At 62.2% G+C, this 13,200-nt stretch carries 14 protein-coding genes; 11 read left to right on the top strand and 3 right to left on the bottom strand.

All coding sequences use genetic code 11. From position 1 onward, the window contains the following. Positions 1 to 98: 98 nt before the first annotated feature. Genes ABT375_RS20915 through ABT375_RS20900 form a run of 4 tightly spaced genes read left to right on the top strand, consistent with a single transcriptional unit; the run spans position 99 to position 3,732 of the window. On the top strand, positions 99 to 1,208 hold the full coding sequence (locus ABT375_RS20915; protein ID WP_416465042.1) for an LLM class flavin-dependent oxidoreductase: 1,110 nt from the start codon (positions 99 to 101) through the stop codon (positions 1,206 to 1,208). A 52-nt stretch (positions 1,209 to 1,260) separates the two neighbouring features. Further along, the gene (locus ABT375_RS20910; protein WP_224548999.1) at positions 1,261 to 2,118 is read left to right on the top strand and encodes a crotonase/enoyl-CoA hydratase family protein; all 858 of its coding nucleotides are present in this window, start codon (positions 1,261 to 1,263) and stop codon (positions 2,116 to 2,118) included. 19 nt (positions 2,119 to 2,137) lie between these two features. After that, entirely contained in the window at positions 2,138 to 3,073 is a 936-nt protein-coding gene (locus tag ABT375_RS20905) for an SMP-30/gluconolactonase/LRE family protein (RefSeq protein WP_416465041.1), read from the top strand. Positions 3,074 to 3,129: 56 nt separating this feature from the next. Continuing rightward, positions 3,130 to 3,732: a TetR/AcrR family transcriptional regulator gene (locus ABT375_RS20900; protein ID WP_261937452.1), complete on the top strand. Its 603-nt coding sequence runs from the start codon at positions 3,130 to 3,132 to the stop codon at positions 3,730 to 3,732. Positions 3,733 to 3,789: 57 nt separating this feature from the next. Here the strand turns inward: ABT375_RS20900 and ABT375_RS20895 are convergent, their stop codons facing one another. After that, complete coding sequence (locus ABT375_RS20895; RefSeq protein WP_261937451.1) at positions 3,790 to 4,929, bottom strand: LLM class flavin-dependent oxidoreductase; 1,140 nt, start codon at positions 4,927 to 4,929, stop codon at positions 3,790 to 3,792. A 308-nt stretch (positions 4,930 to 5,237) separates the two neighbouring features. Here ABT375_RS20895 and ABT375_RS20890 point away from each other — a divergent pair, with 308 nt between their 5' ends. Then, positions 5,238 to 5,918, top strand: coding sequence for a TetR/AcrR family transcriptional regulator (locus tag ABT375_RS20890; protein WP_224548995.1), 681 nt, complete (start codon positions 5,238 to 5,240; stop codon positions 5,916 to 5,918). 79 nt (positions 5,919 to 5,997) lie between these two features. Here ABT375_RS20890 and ABT375_RS20885 read toward each other — a convergent pair whose 3' ends face one another. Further along, entirely contained in the window at positions 5,998 to 6,789 is a 792-nt protein-coding gene (locus ABT375_RS20885) for an SDR family NAD(P)-dependent oxidoreductase (RefSeq protein ID WP_261937450.1), read from the bottom strand. Positions 6,790 to 7,240: 451 nt separating this feature from the next. On the opposite strand from ABT375_RS20885, the gene ABT375_RS20880 reads away from it, so the two are divergent. The 3 genes from ABT375_RS20880 (at position 7,241) to ABT375_RS20870 (ending at position 9,547) form a co-directional block, all read left to right on the top strand. Next, entirely contained in the window at positions 7,241 to 7,738 is a 498-nt protein-coding gene (locus ABT375_RS20880) for an SRPBCC domain-containing protein (protein WP_416465040.1), read from the top strand. 131 nt (positions 7,739 to 7,869) lie between these two features. Continuing rightward, the gene (locus ABT375_RS20875) at positions 7,870 to 9,081 is read left to right on the top strand and encodes a diguanylate cyclase domain-containing protein (RefSeq protein WP_416465039.1); all 1,212 of its coding nucleotides are present in this window, start codon (positions 7,870 to 7,872) and stop codon (positions 9,079 to 9,081) included. Between the two features lie 205 nt (positions 9,082 to 9,286). Beyond that, positions 9,287 to 9,547: a hypothetical protein gene (locus ABT375_RS20870; protein ID WP_224547074.1), complete on the top strand. Its 261-nt coding sequence runs from the start codon at positions 9,287 to 9,289 to the stop codon at positions 9,545 to 9,547. Between the two features lie 296 nt (positions 9,548 to 9,843). On the opposite strand, the gene ABT375_RS20865 is transcribed toward ABT375_RS20870, so the two are convergent. Next, positions 9,844 to 10,308: an Lrp/AsnC family transcriptional regulator gene (locus ABT375_RS20865; RefSeq protein ID WP_224547073.1), complete on the bottom strand. Its 465-nt coding sequence runs from the start codon at positions 10,306 to 10,308 to the stop codon at positions 9,844 to 9,846. A 119-nt stretch (positions 10,309 to 10,427) separates the two neighbouring features. Between ABT375_RS20865 and alr the strand changes: the two genes are divergently transcribed. From alr to ABT375_RS20850, 3 genes are read left to right on the top strand one after another with little or no spacing between them, the layout of a single operon-like run. Next, entirely contained in the window at positions 10,428 to 11,561 is a 1,134-nt protein-coding gene (alr, locus tag ABT375_RS20860) for an alanine racemase (protein ID WP_416465038.1), read from the top strand. Then, positions 11,558 to 12,814, top strand: a complete 1,257-nt coding sequence (locus ABT375_RS20855; protein WP_416465037.1) for a D-amino acid dehydrogenase — start codon at positions 11,558 to 11,560, stop codon at positions 12,812 to 12,814. The genes alr and ABT375_RS20855 overlap by 4 nt, the downstream gene beginning before the upstream one ends. Positions 12,815 to 12,831: 17 nt before the next feature. Further along, positions 12,832 to 13,176 (top strand): RidA family protein, encoded by a 345-nt coding sequence (locus tag ABT375_RS20850; RefSeq protein ID WP_224547070.1) that lies wholly within the window; start codon positions 12,832 to 12,834, stop codon positions 13,174 to 13,176. Positions 13,177 to 13,200 lie beyond the last annotated feature (24 nt).

Here is a 13,200-nt window from a genome sequence, read left to right as displayed (position 1 = left end):
CCGTATGGTCGGTTCCAGGCTAAAGTTTCGATCGAGGGCTTGCCAAAGCAACCTAATTTTGATTAGTTTAACTTCGATGGAATATTTTGGAGGCATATATGGATGTGGGTCTGGGGCTGACGTTCCAAAATCTGAAGGATCAGGTCAGCGATATCGAGGTGTTCAGGCACGAGCTTGCGCTTGCCGCCGGAGCCGAAGACCGCGGCTTTGACTCCGTCTGGACGCCGGAGCATCATTTCACCGGCTATATGATGACGCCCAACGTGCCCCAGTTCCTGTCCTGGGTGGCCGCCAAGACCAGTCGGATCAAGCTGGGCACGACGGTGACCGTGCTGCCCTGGCAGAATCCGGTCCGCATCGCCGAAAGCTTCCTTCTGCTGGACCAGTTATCCGAAGGTCGCGCCATCCTGGGGATCGGCCGGGGGTTGGGCAAGGGCGAGTTTGACGGGTTCCAGGTGCCGATGGGCGAAGCGCGTCACCGGTTCCGCGAATATGCCGAGGCGCTGCTGGATGCGCTGGAAACCGGGGTCATGGAATATGACGGCAAATATCTGCAACAGCCGCGCGTCGAACTGCGGCCGCGGCCTTATGCCAGCTATCGCGGCCGGGTATTCGCATCGGCGGTGTCGCCGGAATCGGTCAAGCTGATGGCCAATCTGGATGTCGGCCTGATGATCATTGCCCAGAAGCCCTGGGACCGCGTCGCCGAAGATGTGGCCAGCTATCGCGATCGCTTCTTCGCCATGCAGGGGCGCCCGGCGCCCAAGCCCGTGGTCGTGGCGTTCGTCGCGGTGAACGAGGATGCCGCCAAGGCGCAGGAAATGCGCGACAAATATCTGGTCGAATATGCCCGATCGACCTCGTTCTTCTATCAGTTCGGGAACAAGGAGTTCGAGAAGATAGAAGGCTATGAATATTACGGCGCCCTGGCCAACAGCGTCGAGAAACATGGTATCGACAAGTTCAACAACTTTCTGGCTGATCTCCAGATATGGGGGCGCCCAGAAGAAGTCGTGGAAAAACTGAAGGCTATGGTCGAGCGCTTCGATGTCGGCAGCTTCATCATCTACACCCAGTTCGGGGACATGCCGTTCGACGTCGGCCGGGACAATTACGAGCTTTTCGCCCGTAAAGTGCTGCCGCACCTCAAGGCCATAGATGTTTCCGCCCCGGCCGTGTCGCCCACCCCGCTGCAAACGGTGGCCTGAACTGCTACTGTCCGCCACGGCGCGCAAGACGCCGCTGCGGGAATGAGAGAGGATGCACATGGAAGATGTAGCGCAGCAGCTGCTTTACGAAATCCGGGATGGAACGGCCTGGATCACGCTCAATCGGCCCGAAAAGCGCAATGCCCTGAGCGAGCCGTTGCAGGAGCGGCTCAGTGCTCTGTTGTGGGAGGCCGACGAAGATAATCGCGTGCACGCCGTCGTCCTGAAGGCGGCGGGGCCGGATTTCTGTTCCGGCTACGACCTTCAGAAATATGATCAGCCGATACCGGGGCAGGTCGATCACAGGCGCGGGCGTGCGAAATTCGACGATGATAGCTGGCACCAGGAAAAGGCGCAGCGGCTGCGGATGGCGCTTTTCGACATGCACAAGCCGGTCATCGCGCAAATCCATGGCCGTTGCCTGGCGGGTGGGACCGATCTTGCGCTGTTATGCGACATGGTGATTTGTGCCGATGACGCCTTGTTCGGCTTTCCGCCGGCCCGCTCCCAGGGCTCCCTTCCCAGCCATATGTGGCTGTATCTGGTGGGTCCGCAATGGGCCAAGCGGCTGCTGCTGACCGGAGATTCGATCCGGGGCGTGGATGCGGCGCAAATCGGGCTGGTGCTGAAAGCAGTCCCTGCCGATCAGCTCGACGCGGAGGTGGCGGCGCTCGCAGCCCGCCTCGCCCTGATCGACGCCGACCTGCTGAGCGCCAACAAGCGGATCGTCAACATCGGCCTGGAATTGATGGGCGCCCGGACATTGCAGCGCATGTCGGCCGAGATGGACGCGCGCGGGCATCTGGCCGCCAGCCGCACGCGGTTCAACGAGACGGTGCGCAGCGAAGGACTGAAGGAAGCAGTGCGCCAGCGCGACGAACCCTTTGGCGATCCGATAATCAAACTGTGACAACGGATAGGAACGGGCGATGATGGAAGGCGAAGGCTGGCGGTGTCTGTGGGACGCCAAGGCGATATTGGGCGAAAGCACGGTCTGGGACGATCGGGACGGCTGCATCTACTGGGTCGATATCGAAGCGCCCAGCATCAACTGGTTTCATCTCGACAGTGGCCGGACGGGGCGTTGGGATGCGCCGGCCTGGATCAGTGCGATCGCGCCTCGGGCCAGTGGAGGCTTCGTCGCCTCCTGCGCCGACGGCTTTGCCCATGTCGATCCCCACAGGCAGATCTACGCGCCGTTCATCCATCCGATTCCCAATCCCGCGATTGCCCGGCTGAACGACGGCGTCACCGATCGCATGGGACGCTACTGGTCAGGCTCATGCGATTCCAGCCAATGGGATGAAAGCACGACCGTGGACGACAAGGAAAGCACGCTCGGCAAGCTCGATGTCCGCAATACTGGCGAGCTCTATCGGCTGGACGCCGATGGCGCCGTCAGCACGCAGGAACGCAATATCGTGACGGCTAACGGCCCCGCCTTCAGCCCGGACGGACGGACCGCCTATGTGAACGATTCCATGCCGCTGGTCAGTTGGGCCTATGACGTGTCGGACGACGGTATCCTGTCGAACCGCCGCGACTTCCTGAACTTCAAGCCGGAAGACGGCTATCCCGACGGCATGGCGGTGGATGTCGAAGGCTGTATCTGGATGGCCTTCTATGAAAGCTGGATGCTGCGGCGCTTCGCCCCGGACGCGACATTGCTTGAGGAGCGCCGTCTGCCGGTGCGCCGCGGCCTGCGTCCGGCTTTTGGCGGCAGCGGCCATGGCCGCCTGTTTCTTATCACCGGGTCGCAAGGGTTTTCCGCCGAAACGTTCGCCCGGCAACCGCTTGCAGGCGGGCTGTTCGAGATACTGGGCCCGCCCGCACCGGGCGTCCCTAACGTGCCTTATGCCGGCTAGGGGGCGGCCGCTCCCCATAAGGCTGTCATTCCCTTATATTTTTGCTAAGGGAGATTATGGCACACGTAGATAATGGCCGAACGCGCATTCTCGATTCCGCCGCGACAGCGCTCCGGCAAAAGGGACTGGCAGGCGCGAAGCTCAGTGAAATAGCGAAGGGCGCCGGCATGTTGGCGCCCAGTATCTATCATCATTTCCCCTCCAAGGATCATCTGGTCGAACAGGTGATGATGGAAGGTATTTACCGCAATAGCCGCCATATCGTGGCCAGGGTCGAGGTATTGGGGCCGGATGCCGCGCCGATGGTCCGCCTCAGGGCCGCCATCGTGGCGCATATCGACTTTCTGTTGTCAGGCGACGATTATTCCTCCGCCGTCGCCCGCGTGTTCGAAGATCTGCCGGACGAGATGCGGCGACGCGTGCTGGCGGCCTATTCCAGCTTCGACAATTATTGGCGCGATCTCATCGTCGCCGCGCAGGCGGACGGCAGCGCCAGCGCAGCGCTGGATGCCACCGTCGTCAGGAAATTCCTGATCGCCATGCTGGATTCCTGCTCGTCCTGGTATCGGCCGGGGAAATTGGCACCGGCCCAGATCGCGGAACAGGCGGCGGACCTGTTGCTGCACGGGTTTGCCGGCAGCAGGCCCGGCGCCATGTAAGCTGCGCATGGGGGCTGGGGGGATTTTCATTCCCCCAGCCCCTATGGCTACCGCCTTTCAGGCCGCTACCGTGCGCTCGGCTGCGGCTGCGGCGCCGGGCAGCTTGACCCGCGGCGCGACTTCCTTGGAGATCAGTTCCAGCGAGTTCCACCAGGGGGCGGGGTCATCATAATAATCGTGGGATTCGACCTGCAGCGTGCCCCAGCCGCCGCATCCTTCGAACAATGTGTTCAACTTGTCGACCACGGTATCGGGTGAACCGACGACGAACACATTGTCGACCAGGAATTCGAGGTCGGCATCGGCCGGATCAATCCCCGCATCCTTGGCGAAGCCATCCATCATGCCGAAGCGATGCCAGATCGGGATCAGATATTTGTTGAAGCAGTAGCCGATCGGGCCTTCCATGACGAGCCGCTTGGCTTCCGCGTCCGTATCGGCGCAGAACACGGTCTGCGATACCGCGTGACGCTGGCGATCGGGGGTAAATCCGGCCTTGATATTGGCTTCGGAATAGATTTCCCAGTGACGTTTGAGGGCGTCCAGGCCCGAAAAGATCGAGACCGGCTTGAAATTGCGCTCGCCGGCCAGCTTCATCGACGGGGAGTTGGCGCTGAATCCGGTCACCGCGATTTCCGGCAGTGCGCCGTTATAGGGCGCGAAATTCGCGAGCATATGCTGCTCGTCATCTTCGGTTTCGGCCGGCGCTTCCTCGGGGAAACCCGCGTCCCAGAATTTGCCCTCATAGAAGAAGGGCTCGCGCTTCCAGATCTTCTCCATGATGGTCAAGGACTCGCGGACCATCTCGTTGAGCATCTGCGGTTCCGCATCCTTGATGCCGTGCATGTAGGACGCCTGCGGATAGGCGCCTGCGCCGATTCCCAGAAAATAGCGTCCCTCCAGGATTTGCGACAGCCAGCCGATCATCACGGCGAGCTTGGTGGGATGCTGGTGAGGCAGGATGTGCGCCATCGGCGCGAACCGGATCTGGCTGGTCTGCAGCGCGGCTGCGGCCATGATCAGTTCCGGATTGGGAATATTTTCCCAGATCTGCGACGCATGTTCGGAGATCATCATCGAGGTGAAGCCTGCTTTATCGCAAGCTACGCTATTTTGCACCCCCCATTCGAACGTCTGCCTGGCCGTGCGTCCGGGGCGCATATAGGGGTGAAAGATGAGGCCGGTTTCCATCGCCATGCGAGTCTCTCCTTGAGCGTCTATTGCTTCGTGCCGATTTTTCGACCGTCTTGGCGCGGGTCCGGCACAGGCTGTCTAATGACGATTAGGGAATAGTCGCTAAGGCAGATTTAAGTCAAGTGTAAATTGACGGAACGGGCAGCGCGATTTTCGGCCGGGTAATGACGGCGTGTTAAATCCGTCTTTCCTCGAAGATCGCGATGATCTTGATATTTTCTGGCCCTCATGCCAATTGTCCGGCAGATTCGTGGCGCGTTGCGCCGATCCATCGCGATGCAGAAATATTACACTTGTTTTAGGATATTGCAGTGGCGAAGCGGGAAATTGAAATGCAAGTCCTGCCGGTGAGCGAAGCGATTGACGGCAAAACGCGGCTAATCCTGGCGGGAGAGCAGCTTTTTGCGCAAAATGGCATCAACGGCGCCTCGATGCGGGAGATTGCGACCAAGGCGGGGCAGGGCAATCATGCGGCCGTGCAATATCATTTCGGTTCGCGCGAGGGGCTGGTTCGCGCCATCTTCGACTATCGCATGGAGCAGATGGAGCCGGAGCGCGGTGCGATGCTCGACCGGGCCCGGATGACGGGTGCGCTGAAGGACGCACGGACCATCCTCGAAATCATTCTCCTGCCCCAGCTCGACTTGCAGGATGCGGACGGCAACCATTCTTATGCGAGTTTTCTGAGCCAATATCTGTTGCAGAGCCGATCGCCGGACTTTGGCGACTTTGGCGGGTCGGAACCGCCCAATCTGACGGCGGCGTTGCGGCTGATGCGGCAGCGGGTCGATTATTTGCCGCCCTATGTGGCGCAACGGCGATTGATCAGCGTCAGTCTCATGTTTCTCAACATTCTCATGCGCCATCATGGCACCGATGAGGCCGCGTTCGGCGAATCCTTCCCGGATGCATTGGAGGATACGATGGAGCAGATCGTCGGCAGCATGTGTATGCCGCTTCGATTGGCTTCGGTGGGCACCGCATCGGCATGAGCCAAAGCGCCATCTGACCTGGCTTTCAAATGGCCGCGTTGAAAAGCTGCCGCCCAAGGATATGGTCGGGCGCGGTGGGTCAGGCCGAAAGGCCGGCCGGCGCGCCGGGCAGGAAATGGTGATAATAGCCAGCGGCCCAGCCGCCATCGACCGCCAGTTCCGCCCCGCTGATATAGCTGGCCTCGTCGGAACAGAGGAACAGGCTGGCTGCGGCGATTTCTTCCGGTTCGCCGATACGCTGCAACGGTACGCGGCCATAGCTTTCGTTGCGTTCGGCGCCCTGCTGGCCCTGCGGATTCCCCATGACCGTATCCACGCCGCCGGGATGGACCGAATTGACGCGCACGCCATGCGGGCCGAATTCCAGCGCCGCCGTCTTGGTAAGGCCGCGCACCGCCCATTTTGAACTGCTGTAGAGGCCCAGCGAATTGACCCCGCGAAAGCCGTCCACCGATGCGATGTTGACGATCGCGCCGCGCCCGGCCTCCCGCATCGCCCGGCCGACATGTTTCAGGCCCAGCATTGGTCCCTTCACATTGACCGCCAGCACCCGGTCGATATCCGCGACCTCCAGCGCTTCCAGCGGCGCGAAGGCGGCGACCCCGGCATTGTTGACCAGCGCATCGACCCGGCCGTGGCGCGCTAGAACGGCATCGACCAGCGCGATCCAGTCACCCTCCTCCGCGACATTCAGCCGCGCGAACATCGCATCCCCGCCGATGTCGGCCGCCAGCGCGGCGCCTTCCGCCTCCAGCAGATCGGCGACGACGACGATCGCGCCCTCCCTGGCGAAAAGGCGGCAGGTCGCCTCGCCCATGCCCCGCGCGCCACCGGTGACGATCGCCACCTTGCCCTGCATCCGTCCCGTCATGTCCGCTCTCCCATCGCTGCCATCTTTGGCCTTGATATCGCGCTGCCTAGCCGATCGCCCAAGATGTGCGCAAGAATTAATTGATATAATGCGTGATAAAAATATCATTATAATACGCAATATTGATTAATATGAATATATATTCATATATATGCGTCTTTTCATGAGGTTCGCAAGATCATGCCGATCGCCTGCATGGATATGCCCGTCCGGGCACCCGCGGCATGAGCCGTGCATCGACTATCCGCGGCCCTGTGAACCGGACAGGGGTAGCGAGCATGTGGCGCCGCCTATCTGGCGCCCGCCACCGGGAAATCGCAGATGCTGGCAATGCTGTTTCGATTGATGCATGAAGCCGGAACATATTTTCAATATGCGTATTGGATGATACTAAATTATATGTATATCAACAGCAATAAATCAAAAAATGACATAAAATCGGAGCAGGAAGATGGCGCCGCCTTACAATCCCTTTGCCCTTTATGATCCGTCGATCCTGGTGGCATCCGACCCGGTGGAGATAGCGGCGCCGGCAATGCTGGTGTGGGACATATTGACCGACATGTCGCGCTATGGCGAATGGAACCCCTTTTGTGTCTGGGCGCAATCGACGCTGGAGATGGGCGCTGCGGTCCATATGCGCTTGGTGAATTATCCCGACCCCGGCAGCCTGGCGCCCAATTGCGAATATATCTGTGCGTTCGAGCCAGGTGCGCTGCTGTCCTGGGAATTGCCGGATACGGAAGCCTGGCCCTATCCGGCGCGGCGAGACCAGATGATTACGCCGCTGGGGCCGGATTCCTGCCGCTACCAGTCGACCGATGCTTTCACCGGTCCCAATGGCATCCATGTCATGCGGTTTTGCGGACCATGGGTGACGCGCGCTTTCAACGATACCGCAAAGGCGTTGAAGCTGCGGGCCGAAGCGATGCATCGCGCCGGAACCTGACGCGGCCCGTCGGTCGCCGATGGCGGAAAGCATCGCTGCCTCTATGGCCGGTGTCGGCCTCGTCTCGTCGTATAGATAGGGAACTATTAACTTTCCTGTCGAAGAAGGGCGGGATGGAGAGAAGGCGGAAGATGGGCGGCAGGCGACCGGCGCGGACTTTGTTCGGCCATGCAGCCGTGTCCGCTTTGCCTGATGCGGTCTATCGCGACCTCGTCTCCACCCTTTTCACCATGACTGCGCCGATCATAGGCTTTGGCATTCTCTATGCGCTGGTGGGGGTGCTCATCTACATCAAGTGGCAGGATGGGTGGATATTCATCCTGACCGCCGCGGCAATCGCCGTAACCGTCGGGCGCGTTCTGCTGATCCGCGCCTATCACGGCGCTGGCGGCGCAGATCAGGACGTCGCGCAACTGTCACGCTGGGAAGGGCGTTACGCCATCCTCGCCTATATTTTCGCGCTGCTGATCGCCGCCCTGAACGTGCGCGCCTTGGTGGCGCACGAACCGATCGTGCATCTTGCGACGGTCAGCCTGGTCTTCACCTTCGGTGCGGGCATCGTGTCGCGCAACGCCAGCCGGCCGACTTTATGCGCGATCAGCGTGTCGCTGGCGGTGCTGCCCGTCGCCGCGGCGATGTTCGCCCATTCCGTCAGCGCCTATGGCGAGAGGTTGCACGCGGAATTTTTCGCGCTCGAAGGCCTGCTCCTCATCATGGTGGGGTCGATGAGTCTCGCGTCGGCGCGCCACCTTTACAGGTCTTCGGTCGAACATCTCACAGCCAAGCATGATCTGGCCAAGCTCGCGCGCTTCGATCCGCTGACGGGCCTGCCGAACCGGCTGCTCCTGCGTGAATCCTTTCAGGCCAGCCTCAAGCAGGCCAGCCTCAAGGTTGCCCATGCGACGAGCCAACTCGCCATTCATTATCTCGACCTGGACGGGTTCAAGGCGATCAACGATCAATATGGCCATCCCGTCGGCGACAGGATGCTGGTGGAGGTCGCCGATCGATTGACCTCGGCCATCCGGACGGAGGATGTCGCAGCGCGGCTGGGCGGCGACGAATTTCTCCTTGTCCAGTCCCATGTGCAACATGTCGATCAGGCCGAACTGCTCGCGCGAAGGGTGATCCGGCAATTGAGCGAGCCCTATGTCATCGGCGGGACGCCGATGCGCATTTCCGTCAGCATCGGCATCGCCCTGGCGCCCCAGCATGGCGTTGACCTGGAAAGGTTGATGGGATGTGCGGACGCGGCCCTTTATCGATCCAAGGCCAAAGGGAAAGCGCAGGTGCAATTTTGCGGTCCCGACGATGTGCAGGATGATAGTCGCGCGGTCGCGTAACAGGCGAATGCTCAGGATCATTGCGAAATTACCGAAAGATTGACGATAAATCCCAATAAACGGGTTTATTTAACAACTTCAATCCCGACGGCGACCGGGACGAGGCACAATTTCAGCGCTTTCCCTGAATTGGCACGCTTTCTGCAAAGTGGTGGGCAGGGCGTGCAAGCAGGTTCCTGCCAGAAAATCAGGGAAGGACATCATCATGAAAACCATCGCATTCATCGCCGCCGTCGCCGTAGCCACCGTCGCCGTTTCGGCCGCCAGCACGCCCGCGTTCGCGCAGGCGCAGGGCAGTTTCGGCGCCGCCAAGGTGACCTACGATGCCAGGACCGATCGCTATTGCTTCAAGGAAACCGTAACCGGTTCGCTGATCCCCGTCATCCGGTGCCGCAGCAAGGGCGAATGGGCGCAGGATGGCCTCACCATCAGCCACAAGCCCGCGGCGCAATTCGCGCAGCGTTGATAGTCGCAAGACCTGCGGGCCGGGTCGAGGTGGGACGCGTCGGGAGTGGTGTGACTGTTCACCTCCTGGACGTGATCCACATCTCGACCGGCGCGACGAACAGGCCCGGCGCGGGCTTGCGGTACGGACAGGACCGGCGGTGCCCCCTTCGCCGGTTTCCCGGTGTTGGGCCATAGAGGCAGGGTCGTCCGGCCGAAGCTCATTGTCTGGACAGGCTGCCCGGTGGCGCTGTGCATGACCGCAGCCATGATGGTCATAGACGCGCGTTAGCGCCGGCCGGTCTGTCAGTCCCCGCATCATCCCTTGCTGCGGCGGGGGCGGAGCGCGTCGCGCATGGCGATGTTGGAATTGATCCGGGTCACGCCGGGCAGGCGCGACAGGATTTCGCCATGGATGCGCTCATAGGCGTCGACGCTGTCGGCCTCCACCCGCAACCAATAGTCGACCGCACCTGTCATCAGGAAGCATTCGCGGATTTCGGGACATTGCCGTACCGCATGTTCGAACCGGGCGAGAAAATCGTCGGTCTGCCGGTCCAGCGTCACCTGGACCAGCACGTTCACCATGGCGGTTTCGTCGCGCCCGCCAGCGACGAGCGTATAGCCGCGAATATAACCACCGGCCTCCAACTGTTTGATGCGCCGGTGGCAGGCGGATGGAGACAGGCCGATCTGCGCGGCGATATCCGCATTGGAGCGTCGGGCGTCGAGTTTCAGCAAGCGCAATATGGCGCGATCACTATTGTCCAGGGTGGCGGTCATTCGTTCGAATCCAACGGAATATTCGTTACTTCATGCCAAAATGTTCGAATAATGTCCTGCATATAAAATGGATATTCGAAGAAACGTGATCTACTATGGTCTCGTCGAAAGGATATGGCATGGACGGTGGGACGGCGGCGACCCTGCGCATCGATCTGGGCGCGCTGGTGGCCAATTATGCATTGATTGCGCGTCAGGTCGCGCCCGCCAGCGTGGCCGGCGTGGTGAAGGCGGACGCTTATGGCCTGGGCGCGGTTCCGGTGTCGCATGCCCTGTTGGGGGCTGGGTGCCGCCATTTTTTCGTGGCGCATCTGTGCGAGGCGGCGGCGTTGAAGCCGCATCTGCCGGCGGATGTTCCGCTTTATGTCCTCAATGGATTGCCGCCCGGCGCCGAAGCTGCCTGTGCCGCGCTCGGCGCCGTGCCGGTGCTCAATTCGCTGGCGCAGATCGATGGCTGGGCCGCGACCGCCCGCACGCTGGACAGCGCGCTGCCCGGTGTCGTCCAGGTCGATAGCGGCATGGCGCGCCTTGGCCTCACGCCGGGCGAACTGACGATCCTGCGCGACCAGCCCCACCTGCTGGACGGCATCGACCTGCGCCTGGTCATGAGCCATCTCGCCTGCGCCGACCAGCCGGATGACGCCTTCAATCGGGAGCAGCGGGACAGGTTCGACGCGATCGCCAGCCAGTTTCCCGGCGTGCCGCGGTCGCTCGACAATTCGGGCGGGGCGATGGCGACGGGCGTGCGGCATGGCGATCTGGTCCGCGCCGGCATCGCCCTCTATGGCGGCGCGCCGCATGGCGATCCCCATCCCCATCCTATGCGGGCCGTGATCGCGCTCGACGCCTATATCGTGCAATTGCGGACCGTGCCGGCGGGTGCGGGCGTCGGCTATGGCCTGACGCATCGCTGCGATCGTCCGTCGCATATCGCGACCATTTCGGTGGGCTATGCCGATGGCTGGCCCCGTCACCTCAGCAGTCGCGGCAGCGCCTATATCGGCGGCGTCCGCGCGCCGATCGTGGGGCGGGTGTCGATGGACAGCATGGCGATCGACGTCACCGATATCGCCGATCATCTGCTCTACCCCGGCGCGCCGGTCGAACTGATCGGCCCGCACCAGACGATCGACGCGGTCGCGGCGCAGGCGGATACGATCAGCTACGAGATATTGACCCGGCTCGGCCATCGCTATGCGCGCAGCTATTTGCCCGCGCCGGCTGCCGTCGCCGACCAGAGGAGCAAGGCATGAAGATCGTCATATTGGGTGGCGGCGTGATCGGCGTCACATCCGCCTGGTATCTGGCGCAGGCGGGGCATGAGGTGGTCGTCGTCGATCGCCAGGCCGGCGTGGCGCAGGAAACCAGCTTCGCCAATGCGGGCGAGATTTCTCCCGGTTACGCCTCGCCCTGGGCGGCGCCCGGCATCCCGGCCAAGGCGCTGCGCTGGCTGTTCATGCGCCATGCGCCGCTGATCCTGCGGCCCAATGTGGACATGGCGATGCTGCGTTGGATTGTCGCGATGCTGGGCAACTGCAACGCGCGGGATTATCGCATCAACAAGGGGCGCATGGTCCGGCTGGCGGAATATAGCCGCGACCGGCTGATCGCGCTGCGCGCGGAAACCGGCATCGCCTATGACGAACGCAGCCGGGGCACGCTCCAGCTATTCCGGGAACAAAAGCAGCTCGACGGCATCGCCAAGGATATCGAGGTGCTGCGCGCCGACAACGTCCCGTTCGAAGTGCTGGACCGCGCCGGTTGCCTGGCCGCCGAACCGGGGCTGGCGGCCAGCGGGTCGCCGATCGTCGGCGGGCTGCGCCTGCCCAATGACGAAACCGGCGATTGCTTCAAATTCACCAATGCGCTGGCGGACATGGCCAGGGCGCGGGGCGTGCAATTCCTGCTGGGCCGCAATATTCAGGCGCTGGCGACGGACGCCGGCCGCATCCGCCATGTCGTCACCGATCAGGGCATGGTCAGCGGCGACGCCTATCTGGTCGCGATGGGCAGCTTCTCGCCCTTGCTGGTCGCGCCGCTCGGCCTGCGCCTGCCGGTCTATCCGGTAAAGGGCTATTCGATCACCGTGCCGATCGTGCAGCCGGACGCCGCACCGGTGTCGACCCTGCTCGACGAAAGCTACAAGGTGGCGATCACCCGGCTGGGCGACCGCATCCGCGTGGGCGGCATGGCCGAACTGTCGGGCTATACCAACGACCTGCCGCAGGCGCGCCGCGACACGCTGGACCATAGTGTCGGTACGCTCTTTCCCGGCGCTGGCGACCTTTCGCGGGCGACATTCTGGAGTGGACTGCGGCCGATGACGCCGGACTCGACCCCGGTGGTGGGTGCGACGACGATCGACAATCTGTTCCTCAACACCGGCCACGGCACGCTGGGCTGGACCATGGCCTGCGGATCGGGGCGGGTGATCGCCGACATCATCGGCGGGGCCAGGCCGGACATCGAAACCGCCGACCTGGCGCTCTCGCGCTATCGGCACTGAATTCACGGAGACAAAGCATGACCATCACCCGCATCGAAACCGGCCCGCGTATGAGCGAAGCGGTCATCCATGGCGATACCGTCTATCTGGCCGGCCAGGTCGGCGAAGGCGACAGCGTGACCGCCCAGACCCGGTTCGCGCTGGACGAGATCGACCGCCTGCTGGCCCTCGCCGGCAGCAGCAAGGCGCATATCCTGCGTGCGACCATCTGGCTGGCCGACATGGCCGACTTCGCCGAAATGAACGCCGTCTGGGACGCCTGGATTGCCGACGTCGCCGCCCCGGCCCGCGCCACCGGCGAAGCCAGGCTCGCGACCGCAGACTATAAGGTCGAAATCATCATCACCGCCGCACGCGCCTGATAATGGCTGAAGGCGTCGCGCCGT

Source organism: Sphingomonas sp. VDB2 (assembly GCF_047946695.1).
Lineage (GTDB): Bacteria > Pseudomonadota > Alphaproteobacteria > Sphingomonadales > Sphingomonadaceae > Sphingobium > Sphingobium bisphenolicum.
The sequence above is the reverse complement of the archived record's forward strand: the minus strand, read 5'-3'. Positions and strand labels throughout refer to the sequence as shown.